This window comes from Corynebacterium nasicanis (assembly GCF_042658165.1).
In the GTDB taxonomy this organism is placed as follows: domain Bacteria; phylum Actinomycetota; class Actinomycetes; order Mycobacteriales; family Mycobacteriaceae; genus Corynebacterium; species Corynebacterium nasicanis.
The window spans coordinates 83,193-108,979 of record NZ_JBHSQE010000002.1; the positions used below are offsets into that span (position 1 = coordinate 83,193).

The following is a 25,787-nucleotide window of genomic DNA, read 5'->3' on the forward strand; positions in this document are numbered from 1 at the left end:
TTAAGAACCAATCAAGTATGCCTCAAGCGCCTCGGCGAACCACAGCTGGTCCTGCACGCCGGCCAGCTCGCGCGCCGAGTGCATCGACAGCAGCGGGACCCCGACGTCGACGGTGGGAATGCCGAGGCGGGTGGCGGTGATGGGCCCGATGGTGGAGCCGCAGGGCATGGCGTTGTTGCTGACGAAGCTCTGCGAGGGCACCCCGGCGGCGCGGCACGCCCGCTGCCAGCGCGCGACGGTGTCGGCGGAGGAGGCGTAGCGCTGGGAGGCGTTGATCTTCACCACGGGGCCGCCGCCGATGAGCGGGTGGTGCGCCGGGTCATGCTTGCCCACGTGGTTGGGGTGCACGGCGTGCGCGGCATCGGCCGACACGCAGGTGGAGCGGGCGTACATCCGCCGGGTGGCGTCGAGATCCGCGCCGAGGGCCGCGGCGGTGCGTTCCAGCACGTCCTGCAGGATGGGCCCGGCGGCCCCGGAGGTCGTCGCGGAGCCGACCTCCTCGTGGTCGAAGGCGGCGAGGACGAGGATGTCCGCGCCGGTGTCGCCGGACTCGATGGCGTTGAGCAGGGCCACGAGGCTGGCGTGCACGGACGTGAGGTTGTCCATGCGCCCGGCCGCGATGAACTCCGCGTCCGCGCCGAAGATCGCCCCGCGCTGCGTGTCGCAGGTGATGAGGTCGAATCCGTCGATGTCCCGCTTATCGACGCCCACCTGCCCCGCCACCAATTCCAGCACCGGGGTGTGCCCCTCGGCGATGAGCCCGGTGACCGGCTGCATGTGCTGCTGCCGGTCGAGGGTGAGCTCCGCCGAGCGGTCGAGGTGGATCGCCAGGTGCGGGATGCGCGCGACGGGTCCGGTATCGACGAGCCGCTGGGAACCGTCCGCCAGGATGACGCGCCCGGCGAAGGTGAGCTCGCGGTCGAGCCAGGAGGCGAGGATCGGCCCACCGTAGATCTCCACCCCGGCCTGGGCCCACCCGGCGGTGGCCAGCTCCGGGGAGGGCTTGAGGGTGAAGCCGGGGGAATCGGTGTGGGAACCGATGATCCGGAAACCCGACTCCGGCGAGGCCTCCTCCGGCACCCACCACGCCATGACCGCCCCACCCCGCACCATGACATGGCCCCCCGGGGTGGCGTCCCACGGGGTCGATTCGTCCTGGGGGGTGAAGGAGGCGTCGATAAGCCGGTCGGCGACGACCCGCGCGGCGTGGTAGCTGCTCGGGCTGGCGGCGAGGAAGTCGAGGAAGTCGCGGGTCTGATTCATGCGTCCAGCTTGCCACGGATAAGGTGGTGGCCATCATGACCACCCCGCGCCCTCTCGCCCTGTCCCCCTCGCGTGCCTCCGACTACCAGCAGTGCCCGCTGCTCTACCGCCTGCGCGCCATCGACCGCCTGCCGGAGCCGAAGACGGTGCCGCAGGTCAAGGGCGACCTGGTGCACGCCGTGCTCGAGCACATGCACGCGCTGCCGCGGGAGGAGCGCCACTACCCCGGGGCCGTCAAGCAGCTCACGCCCCACTGGACCGCGATGGTTGCCGCCGATGCCGAGCTCGCCGAGCTCGTGCCGGAGGCCGCTCTGCACGATTTCCTCGTGGAGTGCCGCACACTGCTGCGCGGCTACTTCGAGATGGAGAACCCCCAGGCCTTCGACGCCCACGCCGTGGAGATGTACGTGGACACCGTCCTGCCCAATGGCGTGCCGGTGCGCGGCTTCATCGACCGGGTTGACGTGGCCCCGACGGGCGAGGTGCGGGTGGTCGACTACAAGACGGGCAAGAAGCCGCTCCCCCGCTACAGCCACGACGCACAGTTCCAGATGCGCTTCTACGCGCTGGTGTACTGGCGCCTCTACGGGGTCATCCCCCACCAACTGCGGTTGATGTACCTCAAGGTCATCGACTCCATGTTCCTCGCCCCCTCGCGGGAGGAGCTGGAGTACTTCGAACGCGACCTCGGGGACCTGTGGACGAAGATCTCCGCCGACGGCCGGGCCGGGCGCTTCCGGCCGCAGACCTCGAAGCTGTGCGGCTGGTGTTCCTTCCAGGCGCTGTGCCCGGAGTTCGGTGGCACCCCGCCGGAGTACCCGGGGTGGCCCGGGTCGACGGCGGACTCGAGCCTGGGGGTCTAAAACAGGCCGGAGATCTTTCCGGCGGCGTCGATGTCGATGCCCTCGGCCGCCGGGCGCGCGGGCAGACCCGGCATGGTCATCACCGCTCCCGTGAGCGCCACGATGAAGCCGGCGCCGGTGCGCGGGATGAGTTCGCGCACGTGCAGGGTATGGCCGGTGGGGGCGCCGAGCGCCGCGGGGTCGTCGCTGAAGGAGTACTGCGTCTTGGAGATGCACACCGGCAGCCGGTCCCAGCCGTGCTCGCGCAGCACGGCCAGATCCCGCAGCGCCTGCGGCGAATACTCCACCTTCTCCGCGTGGTAGATCTGGGTCGCGAGGGTGGCGATCGACGCCTCCACCCCGTGTCGGGGATCGTAGAGCGGCCGCGAGCCCGCGCTCAGGTTGTCCAGGAGCACCTCGGCGAGCTGCTCAGCGCCCGTGCCGCCCCGGGCCCACACCTCGCACTCCGCGAGCGCCACGCCGTGGTCCCGGGCCCAGTCGCGCAGGAAGGAACGCTCGGCCGGCGTGTCGGTGGTGAAAAGATTGAGCGCCACGAGGGGCGTCGCGCCGAACTGGCGGATGTTGTCGACGTGGCGGGCGAGGTTGCGCACGCCGTCCGCGAGGTCCCCGCCGTGGTACTTGAGCGAGCGGATCGTGGCGACAACGACCACCCCCGCGACGTCGAGACCGCCGTGGCGGGCCTTGATGTCGAAGAACTTCTCCGCGCCGAGGTCGGAACCGAATCCGGCCTCCGTGAGCACGAGGTCCGCGTGCTCCAGCGCCACCCGCGTCGCGATGAGCGAGCTGCAGCCGTGCGCGATGTTGGCGAAGGGCCCGCCGTGCACATAGGCCGGGGTGCCGCCGAGCGTCTGCACGAGGTTGGGGTTGATCGCCTCCTTCATGAGGGCGGCCAGCGCCCCCGTGGCTCCCAGGTCATCGGCCGTGACGGGCGCGCCGTCGAAGGTGAAGGCGACGGTCAGCCGCCCGAGGCGGAGCCGCAGATCCTCCAGGTCGGCAGCCAGGCACAGCACGGCCATGATCTCCGAGGCGGCCGTGATGGTGAAACCGGTCTCCCGCGGGGTGCCGTGCGCCGTGCCGCCGAGCCCGGTGATGACACCGCGCAGCGAGCGGTCGTTGACGTCGAGGCAGCGTTGCCACACGATGCGGCGGGCGTCGATACGCAGCTCGTTGCCCTGCTGGACGTGGTTGTCCACGAGCGCCGCCAGGGTGTTGGTCGCCGCCGCGACAGCGTGGAAATCCCCGGTGAAGTGGAGGTTGATGTCCTCCATGGGCACGATCTGCGCGTAGCCGCCGCCGGTGGCCCCGCCCTTGATGCCCATGACCGGCCCCTGCGAGGGCTCGCGCAGGGCGGCGGCCGCGTTGAGGCCGCGCCGGGTGAGGGCGTCCGCCAGCCCGATGAGGACGGTGGACTTGCCCTCCCCCGCCGGGGTGGGCGACATGCCGGTGACCAGCACCAGCTGGCCCGCTTCTCGACGCCCCCGCAACCGCGTGATGTCCACCTTCGCCTTGTAGGGGCCGAAGGTGACCAGTGCTTCCGGGGGGATCTCCGCGCGTAGGGCGATCTCCGTGATGGGCTCGAGGGTGTGGGCCTGGGCGATGGCGACATCCGGGTTCGGCTGGGTCATGGCCCCCAGGGTAGGGATCAGAGCAGGAGCGCGCCGAGCCCGTAGGCGAGGAGGACGGACAGGGCGATGTTGACCACGCCGGGGATCATGAAGGGGTGGTCGAAGACGAAGCGTCCGATGCGGGTGGAACCGGTGTCGTCCATCTCCACGGCCGCCAGCAGCGTCGGGTAGGTGGGCAGGACGAAGAGCGCGGAGACGGCCGGGAAGGCGGCGATGGCGGTGAGCGGGGACACCCCGATGGCCAGGGCCGCGGGCAGCAGCGCCTTGGCGGTCGCGGCCTGCGAGTAGAGCAGCGCGGCGGCGAAGAAGAGGACGACGGCCAGCAGCCAGGGGCTGGCGGAGAGCACGTTCCCGGCGAGCGACTGGATGTCGTCGATGTAGTGGTTGATGATCGTCGTGCCCAGCCATGCCACGCCGAGCACACAGACGGCGGCCGACATGCCCGAACGGAAGACCTGGGTCTGCAGGATCTCGTCCGCCGGGATGCGGGCGACGAGCACGATGATCGTGGCGGCGGCGAGCATGATGGTCATGATGGCCTCGTTGCGCGGCAGGGTCGGGTCGGTGATGAGGCCCACCTGCTCGGAGATGGCCGTAGCGTAGAGCATGACGCCGACGATGGCGGCGAGGAAGATCCCCACGGAGGCGGTGGCGCCGGGGCGGGGCTGCCAGGTGCCCGTGCCCTGCGGGGCGCGGACCAGGCCCTTGGCCAGGCGGTCCTGGTAGACGGGGTCGTCGAGAAGCTCGCGGCCGAGGCGGTTGGTGAGCAGGGCCGTCGGGAAGATGGCGAGGAACGTGGCGGGGATCATGATGCCGAGCAGGGTGAGGTAGCTGATGCCGCGTGGCTCGAGGAGGGAGGCGACGAACACGACGGCCGCCGAGATCGGCGAGGCGACGATGGCCATCTGGGAGGCGACGACCGCCACCGACAGCGGGCGGGAGGGGCGGACGCGGCCTTCCTTGGCCACCTCGACGATGACGGGGAGCGTGGAGAAGGCGGTGTGGCCGGTGCCGGCGAAGACGGTCATGAGCCAGGTGACCACCGGCGCCCACAGGGTGATCTGACGGGGGTTGCGGCGCAGGAAGCGTTCCGCGAGGTGGACGAGGTAGTCCATGCCGCCGGCGCGCTGCATCGCGGAGATGGCGACGATGACGCACATGATGATGCCGATGACGTCGAAGGGGATGTCCTCGGCGGTGACGGGCACGCCGGTGAGGCTGAGGGCCAGGACGCCGAGTCCGCCGGCGAAACCGATGGCGATGGATCCCAGGCGCGCGCCGAGGACGATGGCGCCGAGGACGAGGAGGATCTGGAGGGCGAGGAGCATGGGGGCCTCTCGTAGTAGTAGGTATCACCTACTACTCTATGGTCTGACCACACTCCGCACCAAGACAGACGGCGCGAAAAGCGCCCGTCTGTGTGGAAACACACACAAACGGGCGCTAACGGGCGGGTTACTGATTATCCAGGTACAGGCGACCCCGGAACTCGGGGTGCATGAGGTTCTCCTTGCTCAGGACACGATCGAGGGTCTCGGCGTCCATGAGCCCCTGCTCCAGGACGATGTCCTTGACGGAACGCCCCGTCTGCGCAGCCTCCCGGGCGACGAGGTCGCCGTTGTGGTGGCCGATGAAGGGGTTGAGGTAGGTGACGATACCGATGGAGTTCTCCACGTAGGCGCGGCACACGTCAGCGTTGGCGGTGATGCCCTCGACGCACTTCTCGCGCAGCGTCACGGCCGCGTTGCCCAGGATGCGGATCGACTGGAACATGGCCTCGGCCATCACCGGCTCCATGACGTTGAGCTGCAGCTGCCCGGCCTCCGCGGCCATGGTGACGGTGAGGTCATTGCCGAAGACCTTGAAGCACACCTGGTTGACCACCTCGGGGATGACCGGGTTGACCTTGCCCGGCATGATCGAGGAGCCCGCCTGGCGCGGCGGCAGGTTGATCTCGTTGATACCCGCACGCGGGCCCGAGGACAGCAGGCGCAGATCGTTGCAGATCTTCGACAGCTTCATCGCCGCCCGCTTGACGCCCGAGTGGGCATGGACGTAGGCGCCGGTGTCCGAGGTGGCCTCGATGAGGTCGAGCGCGGACTTGATGTCCAGGCCCGTCACCTCGGCGAGCGTGGCGGTGACCTGGTGGCGGTACCCGGCCGGGGTGTTGACACCCGTGCCGATGGCGGTGGCGCCCAGGTTGATCTCCAGCAGCCGGTCCGCGGCGTTGCGCAGCACGGCCTGCTCCTCGGCGAGGTTGTGGGCGAAGGCATTGAACTCGTCACCCAGAGTCATGGGCACGGCGTCCTGCAGCTGGGTGCGCCCCATCTTGAGGATGTCCTGGAACTCCCGCCCCTTCTCCCGGAACGCCTTCTGCAGATCATCCATCTGCTGGATGAGCAGCGACATCGCCGCGTAGAGGCCGAGGCGGAAGCCCGTCGGGTAGGCGTCGTTGGTGGACTGCGACATGTTGACGTCATCGTTGGGGTTGATGATGTCGTAGCTGCCCTTCTCCTCCCCCAGGTACTCCAGCGCCAGGTTCGCGATGACCTCGTTGGTGTTCATGTTCACCGAGGTACCGGCGCCACCCTGGAAGATGTCGATGGGGAACTGGTCCATGCACCGACCCTCGTGGATGATCTGGTCGCAGGCCCAGACGATCGCCTCGTGCTTCTTCGCCGGCAGGGTGTGCAGCCGCCGGTTGGCCATGGCCGCGGCCTTCTTCACCTGCGCCATCCCGACGATGAACTCCGGCACATGGTTGATGGTGGTGCGGGAGATCTGGAAGTTGTCCATCGCGCGCATCGTGTGGATGCCGTAGTACGCGGTGGCCGGGACCTCCATGTACCCGAGGAGGTCCTCCTCGGTGCGGGTCTTCCGAACGACGGTGGTGGTCGGCTGGGCTTCGACGAGCTCGGTGGGCTCGGGCGTGTCGCTCAAGGCGGGGTCCTCTCACTGGTTAAGCGGGATGAGTGTAACCAAAAACACTCAATGCCCCATAGTAGCCAGTTTGCGTGCCCGGCCCCGCCCGGTCCTACCCGCCCTGTCTCAGATCAGAGACGGGCGATACGCAGCTCGGAGGCGAGGATGGCCTCCGCGCCGAGCTCGGAGAGCTGATCCATGATCGCATTGGCACCCTTGCGCGGGACCAGGGCACGCACGGCCACCATGTCCTCGCGGGCCAGCGGGGAGACCGTGGGGCCCGACAGGCCCGGGGTGACCTCGGAGGCGGCGGCCAGCTGCTCGCGGGCCACGTTGTAGTCGATCATGAGGTAGTTCTGCGCGTGAAGGATGCCCTCGATGCGGCGCAGCAGCACGTTCTGCTCCGCGGTCGGCTCGACGTTCTTCCGACCCACGATGACGGCCTCGGAGGACACGATCGGCTCCCCGAAGGGCGCCAGGCCCTGCTGGCGCAGGGTGTTGCCGGTGGAGACGACATCGGCGATGGCGTCCGCGACGCCCAGCTTGATGGAGATCTCCACCGCGCCGTCGAGACGGATGACCTCGGCCTCCATGCCGCGGGAGGCGAGGTCGTCGCGCACCAGGTTCGGGTAGGAGGTGGCGATGCGCTTGCCCGCCAGGTCCTCGACCGTCCAGATCTCGTCGGCCGGAGCCGCGTAGCGGAAGGTGGAGCCGCCGAAACCGAGCTCGAGCACCTCGGTGACCTCGGCCCGCGAATCCCGGGCCAGGTCACGGCCGGTGATGCCGAGGTCGAGCTTGCCGTTGGCCACGTAGATGGCGATGTCCTTCGGGCGGAGGAAGAAGAACTCGACGTCATTGACCTTGTCGAAGACGTTGAGGGCCTTGGTGTCGCCCCGGCCCTTGTACCCGGCCTCGCGGAGAATCTCCACGGCGGCCTCCGACAGCGAACCCTTGTTGGGGACGGCGATCTTGATCATGGTGGTCTCCTTAGAGGTTCTTGTAGATGTCGTCGGGGGTCAGCCCGCGGGCGACCATCATGACCTGCGTCCAGTAGATGAGCTGGCTCATCTCCTCGGCCAGCTCCTCATCGGACTGGTACTCGGCGGCGATCCAGACTTCCCCGGCCTCCTCGATGATCTTCTTGCCGATGTGGTGCACACCCTTGTCCAGGGCGTCCACGGTTCCCGAGCCCTCCGGGCGGGACGCGGCACGATCGGTGAGTTCGGCAAACAGGGAGTCAAAGTTCTTCACGAGGGAGCATTATTCCATGCCGCCCCGGTCACCGCTGCAGTTGGTGGAACCAGGAGAGCACCGTGTCGGCGTCCGCCCCCCGGAAATCATTGCGACCGTGCAGCGACTCCAATGTCACCACCCCTTCCGGCACGACCGTGTCGGCGTACCACGGCAGGCCGATCACGCGGCAGCCCGCGCTCACGGCCGCGGTCATCCCGGTGAAGGAATCCTCGAAGACGAGGCACTCCCCCGGGTCCGCCCCCACCAGCTCCGCGGCCCGCAGGTACATGTCCGGGGCCGGCTTCGGGCGGGGCACCTCATCCCCCGTGACCGAATCGCGGAAGAAGTGTCGGCCCACCGCGCCGATGGAGATGTCCGCCAGGGTGCGTTCCGTGTTGGTGGTCACCAGCATCGGGAGGTTGCGGCCCGCGAGGTCGTCGAGAAGCTCGGTGACGCCGGGGTTGGGCGCCAGCGAGGACTGCATGAGCTCCGCCATCCGCTCGTTCATGAACGCCCGGAAGCGCGGGTGGTCCTCCTCGGTGACCGTCACGCCGGCGTGCAGGGCGCACACCTGGACGGTGTGGCGGAAGCTGCCGCCGATGGTGGTCTCCCGCAGTTCGGGGGTGAGGCGGCGCCCCATGAGCTCGCTGAGTTCATAGGTGAACTGCTCCCACAGGGGTTCGGTGTCGACGAGGGTGCCGTCCATGTCCCAGAAGATGGCGGCGGGGGTGGTGGCCAAGGGGTCAGTCAATCTCCGGCAGTTCGGCGAGGGCCTCGTCATCGGCGCCGGTGGCGGCGGAGGCCTCGTGGATGAGGGTGTTGAGTTCGGCGGTCTCCTCCGGCTCGAGGATCGCGCCGTTGTGGCGGTCGTTGAAGGACTCGAGCTCATCGACGGCCGCCTGCACGACCTTGACCAGGTCCTCCGCCGGCGGGTCGCTGAGCAGGTCGAGGGTGTCGAGCAGGTTCTCCAGGATCTTCTTCAGCTCCGGCAGGGCCGCCGGATCGAAGGGCTGGTCCCAGAAATCCTTCTCCTCCTCCTTGAGGTAGCTGCCGGTGGCGAACTCGGTCAGATCAGCGATGAACTCGTCGACGTTCTTCTGGAAATCCCTGCGGATGCTCATGGCGCTCATTGTCCCTGAAAAACCTCAGACCTGCACGCCCAGCAGGGCGTCGACGGCGTCGCGGACCAGTTCGCCCGCCCCGTCCTCGTTCTCCCCGCGCGCCGCGGCGGCCCACGTATCGACGACCGCGAGCGCCCCCGGGGTGTCCAGATCGTTCGCCAGGTGCATGCGCAGCTCCTGGACCAGGGCCTGCGCGCCGGCCAGGGTGCCCGGCTGGCGGCACGCTGCCCGCCACGTGGCCAGGCGGGCCTCGGCGTCCGCGAGGATCTGCTCCGACCAGTCCCGGTCGGCCCGGTAGTGGGAGGCGAAGACGCCGAGGCGGATGGCGGCGGACTCGTGGCCCGCGGCGGTGAGACGGTGCACGAAGACGAGGTTGCCCAGGGACTTGCTCATCTTCACCCCGTCCAGGCCGATCATGCCCGCGTGGACGTAGTGCCCGGCCATGCGCTGCACCCCGAGGCCGGCCTCGGCGTGGGCGGCGGAGAACTCGTGGTGCGGGAAAATGAGGTCGCTGCCCCCGCCCTGGATGGTGAAGGAGGCGCCGAGGCGGTTGGTGGCGATCGCCGAGCACTCGATGTGCCAGCCGGGGCGACCTGGACCCCAGGGGGAGTCCCAGGCGGGTTCGCCCTCCCGGTGGGCCCGCCACAGCAGGGCGTCGAGCGGGTCGCGCTTGCCCGCGCGCTCCGGGTCCCCGCCGCGTTCGGCGAAGAGCTCCTCCATGGTGGCGCGGTCGTAGTTGGACTCGTAGCCGAAGTGCGCGGTCGCGTCGACGGAGGCGTAGATGTCCGGGTACTCGTCGTCGAGGAGGTAGGCGGCGCCGGCGTCGAGAAGCTTGGCCACCAGGCCGACGACCTCGTCGACGGACTCGACGGCCCCGATGTAGTCGCGCGGCGGGATGACGCGGAGGACCTCCATGTCGGAGCGGAAGAGGTCGATCTGGCCGGTGCCCAGCTCGCGCCAGTCGACGCCGTCCCGGGCGGCGCGCTCGAAGAGCGGATCGTCGACGTCGGTGATGTTCTGCACGTAGTGGACGTCCAGGCCCTGGTCGATGAGCAGCCGGTGGATGAGGTCGAAGGTCAGATAGGTGGCCGCATGGCCCAGGTGCGTCGAGTCATAAGGGGTGATGCCGCAGACGTACATCCCGGCGGTGCCGGACGCCTCCACGGGACGGACGACGCCGTCGGCGGTGTCGTGGAGGGCGAGGGGGACGGGGGTGCCGTCGACACGGGGGATGTGCGGGAGGGGCCATGAACGCATGTCAACAACCTTAGCGCTACACCGGCTGGAGGACGCCGAAGGCCAGCAGGCCCATCACGGCGAGGCCGACCGGGATGCGGTAGGCGGCGAACCAGGCGAAGGAATGGTGGGCGACGAACTTGAGCAGCCACGCGATGGAGAGGTAACCCAGAACGAAGGTGATGAGGGTGCCCACGCCGAGCTGCAGCGCCGAGGCGGCCTGCCCGGCCTGGGGGGCGAAGGCGTCGGGAAGCGAGAACAACCCGGAGGCCAGCACCGCGGGGATGGCCAGCAGGAAGGAGAAACGGGTGGCCACTTCGCGGTCGAGGTTCATGAACAGACCCGCCGAGACCGTGCCGCCCGAACGCGAGACGCCCGGGATGAGCGCGAGGCACTGCGCGAAGCCCATGATGATCGCGTCCTTCATGGTCAGCTCATCGAAGCTGCGCTGCTTCTTGCCGAACTTCTCCGCGAAGATGAACACGAAGGAAAACAGCACGAGCACGGTGGCGGTGATCCACAGGTTGCGCGCGCCCTCCCGGATGATGTCCTTGCCCAGGTAGCCGATGATCGCCACCGGCAGGGTGCCCACGATGACCATCCAGCCCATCCGGTACTCGAAGGTGCGGGCCGCCTTGTTGAACAGGCCCCGGAACCAGCCGACGAGGATGAGCCAGATCTCCCGCGCGAAGAACACCAGCACCGCCAGCTCCGTGCCCAACTGGACGACGGCGGTGAAGGAGGCGCCGGCATCGACGCCGAAGAAGAGCTCGGAGACGATACGCAGGTGCCCGGAGGAGCTGACGGGGAGGAATTCCGTCAGGCCCTGCACGATGGACAGCACGATGACCTGCAGCCAGGACATCTGCTCGGGGGCCGCCTGTGCGGCGGCCAGGATGGTCACGTCATTCACCCGGACCACGCTACTACTACTGTGGACCGGGTGAAACAGCGATTGGTGGGCTCCAGCGGACTGCGTGTCTCCGACCTCGGCCTGGGAACCGGCACCTGGGGAGCGGGCACCGATGCCGCGGAGGCCCAGGTCATGCTGGGGATGTTCCGTGACGCGGGCGGCACCCTCATCGATTCCTCCCCCGCTTACGCCGGCGGCCGCGCCCAGCAGGTCCTCGCCGAGGTGCTCCCGGGTCTGCCTCGGCACGAGCTCATCCTCTCCTCCTCCGCGGGGGTCGAGCCCGATTCGCCGGTGGGGCGCCGCGTGGACTGCTCCCGGCGGGCCCTCATGCACCAGCTCGACGAGACACTCCGGGTGCTGGGCACCGACCACCTCGACCTGTGGTCGGTGGGCTACTGGGACGAGCGCACTCCCCCGGCGGAGGTCGCCGACACCCTCGACTGGGCGGTCCGCACCGGACGCACCCGTTACTCCGGGGTGCGTGACTACGCCGCCTGGCAGCTGGCCGTGACCGATTCCCCGCGCGTGGTGGCCACGCAGCACGAATACTCCCTGCTCGCCCGGGGCATCGAGGAGGAGCTCATCCCCGCAGCGCGCCACCTCGGGGTGGGTGTCATCGCCGCCGCTCCCCTGGCGCAGGGCGTGCTCACCGGGCGCTACCGCCGGGCGCAGCCGCCCGGCGTGCGGGCCGAGGTGCATGCCCGCCTGGGTTATAAGGCGCACACCGTCGTCGACGCGCTCACCACCGCAGCGGAAGGTCTGGACATCTCCCCCGCCGTCGTGGCGCTCGCCTGGGCGCGGGACCGGGCGGGCGTGGCCGCGACCGTCGTCGGGGCCTCCCACCGCGGGCAGCTGCGCGAGCTGCTCACCGTCTCCGACACCGTGCTCCCCCGGGCCATTGTCAAGGCCCTGGATGATGTGTCGCGCTGATAGGCTTGCAAAGCGTGAATGCCGGACGTGTGACAGCCCTGGCGGCCCTGGCCGCCTCCTCCCTCCTTCTCGGAGCCTGCGGTTCAGGCCCCACGAACCCGGAGATCCCCGACCTCGGTAACGCGGAGCCCGTCGCCTCCCCCGCCGCGGGCAGTCCGGCCGGGCGCGTCATCGACACCGCCCTCGAGGTCAGCGACATGGAGGCCGCCGGCGACATCATCGCCCTGCGCGCCGGCCCGACACTGACACTGGGCACCCTCGCCGAGCACGACGCCGGCACCACCACCGAAGTCACCGTCCCCGCCGACTGCGCCGACCTCACCGCCTCCCCCGACACCTTCGTCCTCGCGTGCGGCGCTGAGGTCCTGCTTATCGACGCCGCCTCCGGCGACCTCCGCGACACCGTCACCGTCGCCGACACGGACGCCGCCCCGGCCTCCTCCGCGGTACTCACCTCCACCGGCGAACTCGTCGTCGGCTCCGGGGAGAGCGACCGCGTGGTGGTGTTCCAGGACGGGGAGGCGCAGCGTTCCATCACCGTGGCGGGCAAAACCTCCCAGCTGCTGGCCGTGCCCGTGACCGGCGCCGATGACGCCGTCGTGCGCACCAACCACTCCAACTCGACGATCCAGGACATCCACTGGCGCGAGGGCAGGCAGGGCGGCACGCTGCGGGTCGGGCTGGGCATCGGGCAGGCCGTCGCCGGGGACGAGGGCATGGTGCTCGCCTCCGACAACCGCGGAGGGCAGCTCGCGGTGTACACCGCCGACAACGTCGTGCGCCTCCACCAGACCACCCCCGTGAGCCCCAGCCCCTGGGCCGTGGCCTGGGATTCTGAGCGTCGCGTGGCCTGGATCTCCACCACCGGTGACAACCAGCTCCGCGCCTTCGACCTGTCGACCGGCGTCCCGGAGGAGGTCGGCACCCTCGACTCCCTCGCCGACGCCCACTCCATGCTCGTGCTTGCCGACGGCACCCTCGTCGTCGCCTCCGCCAGCGGTGCCGGCCTCCAGGTCATCACCGACCCCGAACTCTAGGAAGGACCACCCCGTGTCCCTGCGTCGCAACGCCTATCAGCTGGCCCTGAAAGGCATGTTCACCCTGCGCCCGGAGCGCATCCACGGACTCATCAACAACGGACTCGGGGTGCTCCAGACCGCGGCTCCCCTCAACCGGCTGCTGGGCAAGGTCGTGCCCGTCACGGACCCCGTGCTCGCGCAGGACGTCTTCGGCGTGACCTTCCCCCGCCCGCTGGGTCTGGCTGCGGGCTTCGACAAGAACGCCTCCGCCGCCGACACCTGGACCGCCCTCGGCTTCGGCTACTCCGAGCTGGGTACCGTCACCGCCTCCCCGCAGGCCGGCAACCCGACCCCGCGTTTGTTCCGCCTGCCCGCGGACAAGGCGATCCTCAACCGCATGGGCTTCAACAACGCCGGCGCCGCCGCGGCCGCGGAGAACCTGCGCCGCCGGAAGTCCACCGACGTCATCGGCATCAACATCGGAAAGACGAAGGTGGTCCCGGCCGAGGAAGCCGTCGACGACTACCGACGCTCCGCCGCACTCCTCGGCGACCTCGCCGACTACCTGGTGGTCAACGTCTCCTCCCCCAACACCCCGGGGCTGCGCGACCTGCAGGCCGTGGAATCCCTGCGCCCCATCCTCGCGGCCGTCCAGGAATCCACCACCACCCCGGTGCTGGTGAAGATCGCCCCCGACCTCTCCGACGAGGATGTCGACGCCGTCGCCGACCTCGCCCTCGACCTCGGGCTGGCCGGCATCGTGGCCACCAACACCACCATCTCTCGTGAGGGTCTGCGCACCCCTGCCACCGAGGTGGCGGCCATGGGTGCGGGCGGCATCTCCGGCCCGCCGGTGGCCGAGCGCGCCCTCGAGGTTCTGCAGCGCCTCCACTCCCGGGTGGGCGACCGGCTGGTGCTCATTTCCGTGGGCGGCATCTCCACCCCGGAGCAGGCGTGGGAGCGCATCACCTCCGGCGCGACCCTGCTGCAGGGCTACACCGGATTCATCTACGGCGGCCCCGACTGGATCCGCGACATCCACCGCGGCATCGCCGACCAGATCCACCGCCACGGGCTGCGCAGCATCACCGAGGCCATCGGCTCCGGGCTGCCCTGGCTGGCGAATCCCGCGCGCTAAGGGGGTCAGCTTTTCAGGTTCGCGCCGGCGTGGGGGCGGGTGCGACCTGGGCTTTCTCCCCTAGTGGGCCTGACCGAGCCTGAAAATCTGACATGCGGGGCCCGCGGGTGGGGGCGGTGAGCTTTTCAGGTTCGCGCCGGCGTGGGGGCCGGTGCGACCTGGGCTTTCTCCCCTAGTGGGCCTGACCGAGCCTGAAAATCTGACATGCGGGGCCCGCGGGTGGGGGCGGTGAGCTTTTCAGGTTCGCGCCCGCATGGGGGCCGGTGCGACCTGGGCTTTCTCCCCCACCCGGCCGGACCGCCCCTGAAAATCTGACGTCAGGCCTTGGGGATGAGCGAGCGTCGGATGATCAGGGCACACATGAACGCGAAGACCGCGTACATCGCGAGCCAGTACTGCGCCATGAGGGCCAGCGGCTCGTTGGGGATGAAGCGGGAGAAGATGACGATGCCCACCGCGACCGCCAGCGCCACGACCTGGGTGCGGCTGGACGCCTGATCGTTGCGGATCGTGGCGAAGGCGCCGAGGATGGCGGCTGCGACGAGGATGACCAGGAAACGCGGGGTGACGGCGAAGGAGGCCATCCAGCCGTCGGCGAACACGGACACGACGGCAAAGATGGCCAGGGCGAGGGCGAGCGCCATGAAGGCGCCGCCCACGCGCAGGGCCAGGGGCACCCGGAAGGTCTGCTCAGGGCGGGGGTTGTTGTGGCTCATAGACTGAAGAGCCTACTTGTTCTCGTACCAGCCCCAGAGGATGGCCCGGCCGAGAGAATGGAAATAGAGGTTGAAGCCGAGGACGGTGGCGGTGGAATCAGGGTCGATGTCGAGCTTCTCCACATCCACCGCGTGCACCGCGTAGAGGTAACGGTGCGGCCCGTGCCCCTGCGGTGGGGCCGCGCCGAAGTATTCACGGTTGCCGGAATCGTTGGCCAGGGCGATGACCCCGTCAATGCCGAGGTCCTGCTTGCTGCCGGCGCCCGAGGGCAGCTCCGTCGTTTCGACGGGGATGTTGAAGGCGGCCCAGTGCCAGTAGCCGGAGGCGGTGGGGGCGTCCGGGTCGAAGCAGGTGACCGCGAGGGACTTCGTGCCTTCCGGCAGGTCGGACCAGGACAGCTGCGGGGAGATGTTGAGCGGGGCGCACTGGTCGGCGGAGAGCTGGTCACCGTCCTGCAGGTCGTGGGAGCTCAGGGGGAAGGCGGGGAGGTCCTTGAGGGGGGCGTAGGGGTCGGGGCCGGGGAAACGGGGGTCGTCTGCGTAGGAGGTCATACTCCCGTTGTACCTGAGATTCCGCTCACATGTCAGCGGTTCCAGCGCTCGTGGAGGGCTGCGTAGCGACCCCGGGCGTCGAGAAGCTCTGTGTGGGTGCCGCTCTCCACGATGCGGCCGCCCTCCATGACGAGGATCCGGTCCGCCACCATCGCCTGGTCGAGCCGATGCGCCACGATGAGGCTGGTCCGGCCCCGGGCCGCGGCGGTGGCGGCGCGTTCCAGGGCGCGGGCGTCCTCGCTGCCAGCCTCGGAGGTGGCCTCGTCCATGATGAGCACCGGCGGGTCCCGCAGGAGGACACGCGCCAGCGCCACCTGTTGGGCGACCTCCGGCGGCAGAGCCTCGGCCCCGGCCCCGACCGGAGTGTCCAGGCCCGCCGGCAGGTGGCGGGCCCACGAGGGGGAGCCGGGGCTGAGACCGGTGGCGGAGAGGGCGTCGATAAGCAGCGGGTCGGCGGCCCCGGGGGCGGCCATGTGGAGGTCCTCGCGCAGCGACCCGGAGAACAGGTGCACGTCCTGGGTGAGCAGCGTGACCTGGCGGGTGGTCCAGCCGTCGTCGACGGCGGCGGTGTCCACACCACCGATGAGGATGCGGCCCGCGTCCGGGCGTTGCAGCCCGGCGATGAGCCCCGCCAGGGTTGACTTCCCCGCGCCGGAGGCGCCGACGAGGGCGGTGGTGCTGCCGGCGGGGAGGGTGACGTCGATGCCCGGGAGGATCACGGCGCCGCCCGGATAGGAGAAGCGCAGTCCCTCGATGCGGATCTCCGGCGGGGCGCTGAGGTCCGCCGGGATCTCGCGGGCGCCGCCGCCGGCCAGCCGGGCCAGGGCGACCGCGCGGCCGAGGGAGGTGCCGGCCTCCTGGATGTCTCCGGCCAGGAAGAGCAGGTTGAACACGTGGCCTTCGAGCCGGACGACCAACACCATCGCGGCGGTGGCGGCACCGACGCTGATGTCTCCGCGGCCCACCAGCCACGTCGCCAGGCAAAGGGTGGTGGCCAGCAACGCCACGTAGGCGATGTTGCCGTAGCCGAGCAGGTGCACGAACAGCGGCGCGCGGTCGGCGCGCGCCTGCACGGCCGTCCACGAGGCCTTCCGCGTGCGCTCCAGCGCCCAGGGCCCCAGGCGCAGGGCGCGCAGGGTGGGCAGGCTGCGGACGGTGTCCAGAAGCACCGCGTTACGACGCGCCTCCGCGGTGGCCACGATGTTCGCCGCCTGCGGCATCTTGGGCAGCACCCGGCGCAGCAGCGGGACGACGAGCGCGAAGGTGAGCACGAGGGAGAAGAGGAACTCCCAGTGGATGAGCACGAGAGCGACGAGAGTGACGGGGAACATGAGGATGGTCACCGCCAGGCGGATGCCGGTGGCCGACATCATGCGCACCACGGTGTCGATGTCCTGGGTGAGGCGGGTGATGACATTGCCGGTCCCCAGCTCGAGGACATCCGGCACCGGGGCCCGCAGCACGGACCCCAGCGCCTGGCGCCGCAGATCGACCGACATCATCCGCGTGCGTGCCGTGAGCAGGTAGCCACCGGCGGCGCGGGCGGCCGTCTCCACGAGCAGTGCCGCCCCGACGCCGATGAGCAGCCACACGAAGCTCCCCCACGGCCCGTCGACAAGGTCCACGGCCCGGCCCAGCAGCGTGGCGGAGGCGGTCATGGCGCCCACGGCCACGAGGAACACCACTGTGGTGCCCAGCAGCCAGCCGCGGCCCGGGCTCGCGGGCAGCGCCCGCAAGGTGTCTACCGATTCGCGGACGGTGGCCGGGGCGAGGGCGTCCTCGCGGGCATCCTTCTCCCAGCTCAAGAGAGCTCCTCCACCCGGTCGGCCACGGCCCGCCACGCCGGCGAAGTGGTGACGACGACCGTGGCGCGGTGACGCCGCAGGCGCGCGACGTTGTGCGCCACCTGGTCCAGCGTGACGGCGTCGAGGCCGGTCGTCGGTTCGTCGAGTACCAGCACCTCCGGGTCGCGCACCAGCCACCGGGCCAGCGCCACGCGCTGCCGCTGCCCGCCGGAGAGGTTGAGCCCGGCTTCGCCGATGGGTGCCTCCGGGAGCGTGTCGCCGTCCATCCCGCCGAGGCGGGTGATGATGTCCCCGCACGCCGCCGCCGACAGCGCCGCCTGCACGTGCTCCGGGTCCGCCTGCGCCAAGGGGTCGATGTTGTCGGCGAGGCTGCCCTCGAACACCGCCGGCGCATGCGGGGCGACGATGACCTCCGGGTCGGGGGAGGACTCCAGGGCCGCGAGACGCGCCCGGGCCTGTTCCACGCCCGCGGCACTCCGCGCCGCCCACACACTCAGTCCCGCAGGCGGCCTCTCGGTGTCCACGGCGTGTTCCTCCGCCGGTTCCAGGTCGCGGACGAGATCACGAATACGCCCCGTCGACACCAGACCCCGCGACCAGTAGTCGACGGCGAAGCTCAACGAGTAGCCCAGATAGGTCAACGCCGGGGGCACGATGAAGGCCACTGTCACCAGGTCCGCCGTGCCGATCGCGCCCTGCCGCACCAGCAGCGCCGCCACCACGACGATCCCCACCACGCACAGCGTGGGCACCAGCTGGCGCACGAGGGTGAGCCACCCGCTCAGTCGGGCCTCGATGAGCATGAGTCGCAGGGCGCGGCCTGTGGCAGCGTCGAAACGCTCCGCCGACGCCTCCACCGCCCCCAGGCCCTTGACCACCCGCGAGCCCTGCGCCAGGTCCGTGGCCAGCGACATCGCCGCGCCCTCCGCTTCTCGACGTCGCGCCGCCACCCGCGCCAGCGGCCGCGCCGTGGCGAAGGTGGTCGCCGTCGTCACCACGCCCGCCAGCACGAGTAGAACGCCCAACCAGGGCTGCGCGACACCGATGGCCACCGCCGAACCCAGCAGGTAGGCGAACATCATCACCGGCCAGTTGAGCAGCTGCTTCAACTCCCCCACCTGGTGAGAATCGCCGTCCACGGTGTTGAGCACCTGACCCGGCGTCAGCTCCGTCGGGCCCGCCCCCAGCAGGCGGCGCGTCAGCGACAGGCGCACGGAATGCACCGTCCGCGCCGCCCCGAGGTCGGTGAGCGCATCCGCCGTCGCCTCCGCCACCCACGACGCCGCCATGATCCCCGCGATCACCAGCACGACGACCGCGGCCGTCCGGAAGGAGGCCGACTCGAAGGCCCGCAGCCCACCCTGCGCCACCACCACCGAAATGATCACGGACGATCCCACGCCCAGGCACACAGTCACCACGATCGTGACCACCGCGCGCAGGTGCAGGCCGAGAAGACGCAGAGTCCCCCGCTGCCGCGACGACCACGTCTCCGGGCTCACCTGCGGGTCTGCCGCGGGCTCTGTGGCGGGGGCGAACCACGACCACGTGGGCATCCGGCGCGGTGGCTGATAGGTGCGTGTCATAGTGCCCAAAAAGTTACCACTTACACGCCTGTAACTAGCGTTGACATGCGGATTTGTGTCTTTCACTGCAGTGCGGCTACAGTAATGCAGGTGCCCAGCCGAGAGGGTGAGCACAGAAAAGTGAATGACACCCAGCCCGGGTGGCGGAATGGCAGACGCGCTAGCTTGAGGTGCTAGTGTCCTATTAACGGACGTGGGGGTTCAAGTCCCCCTCCGGGCACAAATGAAAATCCCGGTCACTAACAAGTGGCCGGGATTTTTCGCGTCACCAGGTCAGGCGACGCGACTGCGTGTGCAGCTTCTTCCACAGGAGGACGTCGGCGAGGATCAGCTTCCGGTGCCCGGACTCCGAGTAGCGCACGCTGGTCAGCAGATCATCCTCGATCCACGCCACCACCGTGGAGCGACTGACACCGAGAATCTCGGCCGCCTCCCGGGTGGTGATCAAGGTGTCGAGCCGGACGACCTTGACCTCCTCATCCGCGCTCACGGCGCCGGCGAGCTGGTGGAACTTCTCCCGCAGCCGTTCGGGCACCTTCAGCCGGGCGCCGTCCTTTCCTTCGATGTGCACGGGGCCCTCGCGCAGAATGAAGTGGATGACCGGTATCAGAGTCTCCTCGGGGATCTCGCTCATGCGGCGAGCATAAGGCCGCCGCCGCGCAGCCGCAGGGAAGCGCGAAGCGGGATACTCGTTTCTGGCGAATTGGGGCAAGCAATTCGCCAGAAACGAGCATCCCGCCGGAGGACTCTATGACGCGCGCCGGTGAGGCGGGCGTCGAGAAGCGTCGAGAAGCTCAGTGCTGCTCGTGCGGATCGTTGTCCGCGTCGGCCTTCGTCTCGTGGTAGGTGCCCGGCCGGTGGTCGGGCGCGGCGTAGATGGAGTAGAGCTTCACGGTCTCCGTGCCCTCGTTGAGGAAGTTGTGCCACTTTCCCGCCGGGACGAAGATGGCGAAGTCATCCTCGACCTCCTGGTCGATGTCGAGCTTGTCCGCGCTGTCGCCGATGAGGATGCGGCCCTTGCCTGCCTCGAGGCGGAGGAACTGGTCGTGGTCGTCGTGGACCTCAGCGCCGATCTCGCCGCCGGCCGGGATGGCCATGACGGTCATCTGGAGGTACTGCCCCGTCCACAGGGTGTCGCGGAAGGCCTCGTTCTCCGTGGTGACGCCTTCGATGTCGAGGACGTAGGGGTTCGGGCCGTGGTCGGTGCGCAGGTCTGCCATGGGGTCTCCTTCGTGGGTTGACGTACGTCTCCCCAGTGTAGACGCGGGCGTAGACTGGCCCCTTGTGAATCGTTTCGGGCAGTTCGTGGTCGCTCTGCTCCGCGACGCCGTCGGCGCCGTCGCGGCGTGGTCCTGGCCCCGACGTCTCGCCGTAGCACTGGCCGTGGCGGGTTTCCTCGCGGTCACCGTGCTTATCGACGTCCCCGCGATCGCCACCCTGCGCGCCTGGGCGGAAGCCTCCGGCCCGTGGTTCGTGGCCCTGTTCTGGCTCGGGTACGTCGGGGTGACGCAGTTCCCCATCCCCCGCACCCTGCTCACCCTGTCGAGCGGGGTGCTCTTCGGCCCGTGGCTGGGGGTCGCCGTGGCGCTCTCCGCGACGACCGTGGCCGCGGCCCTGAGCCTGTCGGTGGTGCGTGGCCTGCTGGGCGAATGGATGGCGCCGCGGCTGAGCCATCCGGCGGTGGCGGGCATCAACACGCGACTCGAGCAGCGGGGCTGGCTGGCGGTGATGAGTCTGCGGATGATCGCCGGGGTGCCGTTTTCGATCATGAACTATGCGGCCGCCCTAACGAGCGTCCCGCTGGGGATGTTCACCGTGGCCACCCTCCTCGGTTCCGCGCCCGGCACGGTGGCGACCGTCGTCCTGGGGGATGCGCTGACGGGTGAGCCGGGTCCGGCCGTCCTCGGGATCACGGTGGCGCTGGCGGTGGCGGGACTCGTGGGGCTCGCCGTCGACCATCGCCTGCCGGTCAAGTCTGTGACGTAGACTGACAGACATGTTGGCCGTTCACGCCCGGTACCGGGGCCGCGAGGTACGTCGCGCACAGCTGGTCCGCCGCTCGGCGGAGGCTCTCTCCACGCTCCCGGGGGTCGGCACCTTCGACATCCTCGGCGTCGAGGACATCTGCGCGGTGGTGGACTCCCCGGAGTCCCTGTGCGACACCGTCATGGCGCTGCTCTCGGACGGCAACTGGGCCATCGGGATCGGGATCGCCCCGGGCTCCCCGGCGGAGGCGGACACCCGGGCCACCGCCACCGGCGCCCTCACGGGGGCGGCCCGGGCGGGCACGGTCAAGGTCGCTCACGCCACGCGGCGGAACGCGTCGTTGAGTGGGGACATCGCCGCCGTCTTCGCGCTGTTGGGCCACGTGCTGGGCAAGCGCACCCTGGAGGGCCGGGAGGCCACGTCGCTGGTGCGCTCGGGTCTGAATCAGAACGAGGCCGCCGAGGAGTTGGGCATCTCCAAGCAGGCGATGTCCCAGCGACTCCAGGCGGCCGGGTGGCAGGCCGAGACCGCCGGTTGGCAGCTGGCGGTCCACCTGCTCACCCGCGCGGACGCGGGTGAGGTGACCTAGGCTTCCTCGAGCTCCGCGGGAGCCGGGGCGACGGCCTTGGCCTTCTGCGCCTTGATCTCGTGCGGCTCCGGGTCGACGGGCTTGTTGGCCACGGCGGTGGCGGCGGCGACAGCTGCGGCGATCTCCGGGTCGGTGGTGGTGTTGAACCACTCCTCGGTGTCCTCGGCACCCGCCAGCCGGCGGGTCTCCTCGTCCACCTGCGAGGGCTCGTAGCGGAAGACCCCCTCTTCGTCCTTCCGGGCGAAGGCGCGGGCGAACTGCTCGAGCGAGTCCCCGAACTGGGAGGGGATCATCCACATGGTGGAGGCCTGCCCCTCGGCGAGCTTCGGCAGCTTCTCCAGGTACTGGTAGGCCAGCACCTCAGGCGTGATCTTCGAGGACTTGATGGCGGCGTTGACCTTCTGGATGGCCTGCGCCTCACCCTGCGCCTGCAGGAAGCGGGCAGCGCGCTCACCCTCGGCCTTGAGGATCATGCCCTGGCGCTCGGCCTCGGCCTGGAGGATGGCGGCGTGCTTCTCACCCTCGGCGGAGAGGATCCGGGCCTGCTTCTCACCCTCGGCGGTCTTGATGTCGGATTCGCGGCGACCCTCGGCGGTGAGGATCATGGCGCGCTTCTCCCGGTCCGCCTTCATCTGCATCTCCATGGACTGCTGGATGGACGGCGGCGGGTCGATGGCCTTGAGCTCGACGCGGCTGATGCGCAGGCCCCACTTGGAGGTGGCGGCGTCGAGCTCGCCGCGCAGGCGGCGGTTGATGGTGTCGCGGGAGGTGAGGGTCTCCTCCAGGGTCATGCCGCCGACGACGTCGCGGAGGGTGGCCACGGAGATCTGCTCGACGCCGACGATGTAGTTGTCCACGCCGTAAATGGCCTTGGCCGGGTCGTTGATCTGGAAGGTGACCACGATGTCGATGGCCACGGTGAGGTTGTCCTGCGTGATGACGGCCTGCGGCGGGAAGGAGACGACCCGCTCACGGGTGTCCACCCGGGCGCGGATGCGGTCGATGAAGGGGACGAGCAGGGTCAGTCCGCCGGCGACGGTGCGGGTGTAGCTGCCGAGGCGCTCAATGACGGCGGCCTCGCCCTGCGGGATGAGGGCGATCGACTTGAGGACGACGACGGCGACGAAAACCAGGAGAACTATGAGTAGTACGAGCCCGAGCATGGGGTTCAGGAATCCTTCCAGACGACTGCGGTGGCGCCGTCGATGCTGATCACGGACACACGCTCACCTTCGGCGAACGTGTGGGTGGGGTCGAGGGAGCGGGCGGACCAGATCGATCCGTCGAGGCGGACCTGGCCCCCGTGCTCCTCGATCGGCGCCAGGACCACCGCCGTCGAGCCGATCAAGGCCTGCGGCGAGGTGTCCAGCGCCTTCGGGGCCGCGAGGCGACGCCTGAGGAAAGGTCGGAGGAACACCAGGAGCCCGAAGGCGGAGATGGCGAAGGCCACGACGGATCCCCACAGGGGAGCCCCGGCCAGCGACACCCCCGCGGCGGCCAGGGCCGCGCCGGCGAGCATGAGCAGGGTGAATTCGCCCACGGCCAGCTCGAGGCCGGCGAGGACGAGGGCTGCGATGAACCAGACGATTGCTCCCACGGGAACCAACGTACCAATGGCGGCTACTGGAGGTCGGACTTGGACAATTCGGGTGTGGTGACGAAATCCACCAGGCGTTCCACGGCCCCGATGAGGGTGGAGTCGAGGTCCCGGAAACTGTGGACGGCTGAGTAGACCCGGTTCCAGCCCTCCCGCGGGTCCGACCAGCCCAGGCGCTGGCACACCCCGGTCTTCCAGTCCTCGCCGTAAGGCACCTCGGGCCAGGCGCGGATGCCGACGGCGCCCGGCTTCACGGCCGCCCAGATGTCGATGTAGGGGTGGCCGGTGACCAGCACGTGCTCCCCGACCGTCTGCGTGAGGCGGGTCTCCTTGGAGCCCTCGACGAGGTGGTCGGCGAGCACCCCGACCCGGCGGCCCGGCCCGGGGCCGAACTCGGCGAGCCGGGACTCGAGGTTGTCCAGGCCCTCGAGGTACTCCACGACAACGCCCTCAACGCGCAGGTCATGGCCCCACACCTTCTCGACGATCGCCGCATCGTGCACACCCTCCACCCAGATCCGCGAGGGGGCGGCCACCTTGGCCTCGACGTTCTCCACCCGCCGCGACCCGGAGTTGGAACGCCGCACGACGGGCTCCTTCTTCGGAAGGTGGCGGACGAGGGTGACGGGTCGGCCGTCGATGAGAAATCCGCCGCTGACCAGCTGGAAGAGGCGCTTGATCCCGCGTCGGTCCTCGAGGCGGACGAATTCGCCGTCATAGGTGCGCTCCCAGCCGACGACCGCGCCGACATAGTCCTCGCCGCGGACCTCGACGACCAGGCCGGGCTCGGCCGGGACCTGCGGGTACTCGCGCGGACGGGAACGGGCGTGGCCGGAGAGGATGTCACCGGAGTAGGGGTCGTGGAAGCTCATGGCCGACCACTTTATCGGCTAGACTGCCCCGCCATGGATATCCGCGCCGAGGTCTGGTCACCGCTGCAGAACACCGCCGTCTGGCTCGGCGCCTGGCTCCACGGGCTGGAGGCGGGCGACAACCTCATCGACGCCCTCCACGACCTCGGCGCCGAGGGGCTGGTCCCGGTCCTCGGTGACATCCGTCGCGCGGCGCTTCTCGACGCCCCCTCCCCCGCCGTCCGCCTCATCCTCGCCGGCCCCGGCGAGGCCCCCGCGCTGCCGGCGGGTGGGGAGGCGGCGCGGGCGGCGTCGCGAAGTGGGCACGCCCTGGTGCTGGCGGACACCCACGTGCTCGTACCTGACGGCGCGGGCGACTGGCAGTGGTTCGAGGAGGAGGGCCCGCTGCCGGCCCCGGCGTGGCTGAGCCCCGGGGAGGCGGATGAGCTGCTCACCCGGGCCACCGACGAGGCAGCGCGACTGGTGGGCGTCGGCGGGTACCGGACGGAGACCCTCGAGGCGCCGCGGCTGACGGTGGGCACGCTGGCGGACTTCTACGACACGCCCGGGCTGCCGGCCGCGGTGCCCCCGCGGGCGGCGAAACTTTTCGCGCGGGCCGACCGGGTGGCGGCGATCATCGAGACGGTGAAGGTGCGCATGGGCGACCACAGCCTCGACCCGCATCTGCTGGGTCTGTGGCGCCACATCCGGGCCGCCCGGATGGCCGGGGTCGACTACGCGGTACGCGAGTTCGGGCGGCTGACCTGACAGCATTCCGGGCGGCAGGCCACGCCGTTGACGGTGCAGCCCTGGACGGTGACCTTCCCGAGGGTGGCGGGCGGATCGTTGTTCACCAGTTCCTCGATGATGTCGACAACCATGCCCGCGAAGTCCGGCTCGGGGCCGGCGGTGCGGGTGCGCTCGACGTGGACGTCGAGGGCGCGGGCGGCGTCGGCCAGCTCGGTGTCGAGGTCCCATATGACCTCCATGTGATCGGAGATGAAGCCCACCGGGGAGACCACCACGGCCCGGACGCCCGCGGCGGCCAGCTCGGTGGTGTGGTCGACGATGTCCGGCTCGAGCCACGGGGTGCGCGGGTTGCCGGAACGTGACTGCCACACGATGTCGTACTCCTCCACCCCGGCAGCCTCCGCGATGAGGCGGGAGGCCTCCGCCACCTGGCGGGAGTAGAGGTGGGAATCCTCAGGCCCGCCGGCGGCCGCGTCCGCGGCGGTGGGCACGGAATGGGCGGTGAACAGGACGCGGGTGGCGTCGCGACGCTCGGCCGGCACCGCCTCCCGCGACTCCCGCAGCGCCTCGGCCATGAGCCGGATGAAGGTGGGGTGATCGTAGAACTGGCGGAGCTTGGTGAACTCGATCGGCTCGATCCCCTGCTCCTCCAGGTGGGCGAGGATGCGGCGGATATCCTCGTGGTACTGCAGGCAGGCGGAGTACCCGCCCCAGGCGGAGGTGGCGAAGACCAGTGCGCGGCGCACGCCGTCGCGGGCCATCTGCTCGGCCGTCTCCTCGCCGAAGGGGTGCCAGTTGCGGTTGCCGAAGTACACGGGCAGGTCCAGTCCGCGCTGGGCCAGCTCCTCCTCGAGGTGGGCGATGATCTCCCGGTTGAGGCGGTTGAGCGGGCTCACACCGTCGAAGTGGAAGTAGTGCTCACCGACCGTGGCCAGGCGCTCGCGCGGGATGCCGCGGCCGCGGGTGACGTTCTCCAGAAAGGGGACGACCTCCTCGTTCCCTTCGGGGCCACCGAAGGAGAGAACGAGGAGGGCGTCGAAATTCAGTTCAGTCATGCGACTGAGCCTATCAACCTTAAGGTTGATCACCGCA

The 25,787-nt window shown here is 69.8% G+C and carries 27 protein-coding genes and 1 tRNA gene; 8 read left to right on the forward strand and 20 right to left on the reverse strand.

The window, feature by feature from the left end:
- Entirely contained in the window at nt 1-1,263 is a 1,263-nt protein-coding gene (locus ACFPUZ_RS04000) for a M18 family aminopeptidase (RefSeq protein WP_377000125.1), read from the reverse strand.
- A gap of 35 nt (nt 1,264-1,298) precedes the next feature.
- Between ACFPUZ_RS04000 and ACFPUZ_RS04005 the strand changes: the two genes are divergently transcribed.
- Complete coding sequence (locus ACFPUZ_RS04005) at nt 1,299-2,126, forward strand: RecB family exonuclease (RefSeq protein ID WP_377000127.1); 828 nt, start codon at nt 1,299-1,301, stop codon at nt 2,124-2,126.
- On the opposite strand, the gene ACFPUZ_RS04010 is transcribed toward ACFPUZ_RS04005, so the two are convergent.
- The 9 genes from ACFPUZ_RS04010 to ACFPUZ_RS04050 all read right to left on the reverse strand — a co-directional run bounded on the left by ACFPUZ_RS04010 (nt 2,123) and on the right by ACFPUZ_RS04050 (nt 11,128).
- Nucleotides 2,123-3,751: a formate--tetrahydrofolate ligase gene (locus ACFPUZ_RS04010; protein WP_377000129.1), complete on the reverse strand. Its 1,629-nt coding sequence runs from the start codon at nt 3,749-3,751 to the stop codon at nt 2,123-2,125. The genes ACFPUZ_RS04005 and ACFPUZ_RS04010 overlap by 4 nt on opposite strands.
- A 17-nt stretch (nt 3,752-3,768) precedes the next feature.
- On the reverse strand, nt 3,769-5,079 hold the full coding sequence (locus ACFPUZ_RS04015; RefSeq protein ID WP_377000131.1) for an anaerobic C4-dicarboxylate transporter: 1,311 nt from the start codon (nt 5,077-5,079) through the stop codon (nt 3,769-3,771).
- A 127-nt stretch (nt 5,080-5,206) separates the two neighbouring features.
- A complete protein-coding gene (gene aspA / locus ACFPUZ_RS04020) occupies nt 5,207-6,691 on the reverse strand; it encodes an aspartate ammonia-lyase (RefSeq protein ID WP_377000133.1) in 1,485 nt (494 codons plus the stop codon).
- A gap of 113 nt (nt 6,692-6,804) precedes the next feature.
- Nucleotides 6,805-7,650 (reverse strand): ATP phosphoribosyltransferase, encoded by an 846-nt coding sequence (gene hisG, locus ACFPUZ_RS04025; protein WP_377000135.1) that lies wholly within the window; start codon nt 7,648-7,650, stop codon nt 6,805-6,807.
- A gap of 10 nt (nt 7,651-7,660) precedes the next feature.
- Nucleotides 7,661-7,924: a phosphoribosyl-ATP diphosphatase gene (locus tag ACFPUZ_RS04030; RefSeq protein ID WP_377000136.1), complete on the reverse strand. Its 264-nt coding sequence runs from the start codon at nt 7,922-7,924 to the stop codon at nt 7,661-7,663.
- 28 nt (nt 7,925-7,952) lie between these two features.
- Nucleotides 7,953-8,645: an HAD family hydrolase gene (locus tag ACFPUZ_RS04035; protein ID WP_377000138.1), complete on the reverse strand. Its 693-nt coding sequence runs from the start codon at nt 8,643-8,645 to the stop codon at nt 7,953-7,955.
- Between the two features lie 4 nt (nt 8,646-8,649).
- The gene (locus tag ACFPUZ_RS04040; RefSeq protein ID WP_377000140.1) at nt 8,650-9,027 is read right to left on the reverse strand and encodes a hypothetical protein; all 378 of its coding nucleotides are present in this window, start codon (nt 9,025-9,027) and stop codon (nt 8,650-8,652) included.
- A gap of 24 nt (nt 9,028-9,051) precedes the next feature.
- Nucleotides 9,052-10,284: a cysteine--1-D-myo-inosityl 2-amino-2-deoxy-alpha-D-glucopyranoside ligase gene (mshC, locus tag ACFPUZ_RS04045; RefSeq protein WP_377000141.1), complete on the reverse strand. Its 1,233-nt coding sequence runs from the start codon at nt 10,282-10,284 to the stop codon at nt 9,052-9,054.
- Between the two features lie 16 nt (nt 10,285-10,300).
- Nucleotides 10,301-11,128: an undecaprenyl-diphosphate phosphatase gene (locus tag ACFPUZ_RS04050; RefSeq protein WP_377000316.1), complete on the reverse strand. Its 828-nt coding sequence runs from the start codon at nt 11,126-11,128 to the stop codon at nt 10,301-10,303.
- Between the two features lie 78 nt (nt 11,129-11,206).
- On the opposite strand from ACFPUZ_RS04050, the gene ACFPUZ_RS04055 reads away from it, so the two are divergent.
- From ACFPUZ_RS04055 to ACFPUZ_RS04065, 3 genes are read left to right on the forward strand one after another with little or no spacing between them, the layout of a single operon-like run.
- The gene (locus ACFPUZ_RS04055) at nt 11,207-12,106 is read left to right on the forward strand and encodes an aldo/keto reductase (RefSeq protein WP_377000143.1); all 900 of its coding nucleotides are present in this window, start codon (nt 11,207-11,209) and stop codon (nt 12,104-12,106) included.
- 14 nt (nt 12,107-12,120) lie between these two features.
- On the forward strand, nt 12,121-13,143 hold the full coding sequence (locus ACFPUZ_RS04060; protein ID WP_377000145.1) for an NHL repeat-containing protein: 1,023 nt from the start codon (nt 12,121-12,123) through the stop codon (nt 13,141-13,143).
- 13 nt (nt 13,144-13,156) lie between these two features.
- Complete coding sequence (locus tag ACFPUZ_RS04065; RefSeq protein WP_377000147.1) at nt 13,157-14,263, forward strand: quinone-dependent dihydroorotate dehydrogenase; 1,107 nt, start codon at nt 13,157-13,159, stop codon at nt 14,261-14,263.
- 317 nt (nt 14,264-14,580) lie between these two features.
- Here the strand turns inward: ACFPUZ_RS04065 and ACFPUZ_RS04070 are convergent, their stop codons facing one another.
- From ACFPUZ_RS04070 to ACFPUZ_RS04085, 4 genes are read right to left on the reverse strand one after another with little or no spacing between them, the layout of a single operon-like run.
- Nucleotides 14,581-14,979, reverse strand: a complete 399-nt coding sequence (locus ACFPUZ_RS04070) for a hypothetical protein (protein WP_377000149.1) — start codon at nt 14,977-14,979, stop codon at nt 14,581-14,583.
- A 12-nt stretch (nt 14,980-14,991) separates the two neighbouring features.
- Nucleotides 14,992-15,531: a YbhB/YbcL family Raf kinase inhibitor-like protein gene (locus ACFPUZ_RS04075; RefSeq protein ID WP_377000150.1), complete on the reverse strand. Its 540-nt coding sequence runs from the start codon at nt 15,529-15,531 to the stop codon at nt 14,992-14,994.
- Nucleotides 15,532-15,563: 32 nt separating this feature from the next.
- Nucleotides 15,564-17,336, reverse strand: coding sequence for an ABC transporter ATP-binding protein (locus ACFPUZ_RS04080; RefSeq protein WP_377000152.1), 1,773 nt, complete (start codon nt 17,334-17,336; stop codon nt 15,564-15,566).
- Nucleotides 17,333-18,922, reverse strand: coding sequence for an ABC transporter transmembrane domain-containing protein (locus ACFPUZ_RS04085; protein WP_377000154.1), 1,590 nt, complete (start codon nt 18,920-18,922; stop codon nt 17,333-17,335). The genes ACFPUZ_RS04080 and ACFPUZ_RS04085 overlap by 4 nt, the downstream gene beginning before the upstream one ends.
- Nucleotides 18,923-19,056: 134 nt before the next feature.
- Here ACFPUZ_RS04085 and ACFPUZ_RS04090 point away from each other — a divergent pair.
- Nucleotides 19,057-19,142 (forward strand) — tRNA-Leu (locus ACFPUZ_RS04090).
- 45 nt (nt 19,143-19,187) lie between these two features.
- On the opposite strand, the gene ACFPUZ_RS04095 is transcribed toward ACFPUZ_RS04090, so the two are convergent.
- A complete protein-coding gene (locus tag ACFPUZ_RS04095; RefSeq protein WP_377000156.1) occupies nt 19,188-19,556 on the reverse strand; it encodes an excisionase family DNA-binding protein in 369 nt (122 codons plus the stop codon).
- A gap of 160 nt (nt 19,557-19,716) precedes the next feature.
- Nucleotides 19,717-20,142 (reverse strand): cupin domain-containing protein, encoded by a 426-nt coding sequence (locus ACFPUZ_RS04100; protein ID WP_377000158.1) that lies wholly within the window; start codon nt 20,140-20,142, stop codon nt 19,717-19,719.
- Between the two features lie 64 nt (nt 20,143-20,206).
- On the opposite strand from ACFPUZ_RS04100, the gene ACFPUZ_RS04105 reads away from it, so the two are divergent.
- Complete coding sequence (locus tag ACFPUZ_RS04105; protein ID WP_377000160.1) at nt 20,207-20,908, forward strand: TVP38/TMEM64 family protein; 702 nt, start codon at nt 20,207-20,209, stop codon at nt 20,906-20,908.
- A 10-nt stretch (nt 20,909-20,918) separates the two neighbouring features.
- Nucleotides 20,919-21,497: a MarR family transcriptional regulator gene (locus ACFPUZ_RS04110; RefSeq protein ID WP_377000161.1), complete on the forward strand. Its 579-nt coding sequence runs from the start codon at nt 20,919-20,921 to the stop codon at nt 21,495-21,497.
- Here the strand turns inward: ACFPUZ_RS04110 and ACFPUZ_RS04115 are convergent.
- Genes ACFPUZ_RS04115 through ACFPUZ_RS04125 form a run of 3 tightly spaced genes read right to left on the reverse strand, consistent with a single transcriptional unit; the run spans nt 21,494 to nt 23,966 of the window.
- A complete protein-coding gene (locus ACFPUZ_RS04115; RefSeq protein ID WP_377000163.1) occupies nt 21,494-22,660 on the reverse strand; it encodes an SPFH domain-containing protein in 1,167 nt (388 codons plus the stop codon). The two genes, ACFPUZ_RS04110 and ACFPUZ_RS04115, sit on opposite strands and share 4 nt — an antisense overlap.
- Before the next feature lie 5 nt (nt 22,661-22,665).
- On the reverse strand, nt 22,666-23,094 hold the full coding sequence (locus tag ACFPUZ_RS04120; RefSeq protein ID WP_377000165.1) for an NfeD family protein: 429 nt from the start codon (nt 23,092-23,094) through the stop codon (nt 22,666-22,668).
- Nucleotides 23,095-23,117: 23 nt separating this feature from the next.
- On the reverse strand, nt 23,118-23,966 hold the full coding sequence (locus ACFPUZ_RS04125; protein WP_377000166.1) for a DUF3097 domain-containing protein: 849 nt from the start codon (nt 23,964-23,966) through the stop codon (nt 23,118-23,120).
- 33 nt (nt 23,967-23,999) lie between these two features.
- Between ACFPUZ_RS04125 and ACFPUZ_RS04130 the strand changes: the two genes are divergently transcribed.
- A complete protein-coding gene (locus ACFPUZ_RS04130) occupies nt 24,000-24,713 on the forward strand; it encodes a hypothetical protein (protein WP_377000168.1) in 714 nt (237 codons plus the stop codon).
- On the opposite strand, the gene ACFPUZ_RS04135 is transcribed toward ACFPUZ_RS04130, so the two are convergent.
- Nucleotides 24,680-25,750, reverse strand: a complete 1,071-nt coding sequence (locus ACFPUZ_RS04135; RefSeq protein ID WP_377000170.1) for a ferrochelatase — start codon at nt 25,748-25,750, stop codon at nt 24,680-24,682. The two genes, ACFPUZ_RS04130 and ACFPUZ_RS04135, sit on opposite strands and share 34 nt — an antisense overlap.
- Nucleotides 25,751-25,787 lie beyond the last annotated feature (37 nt).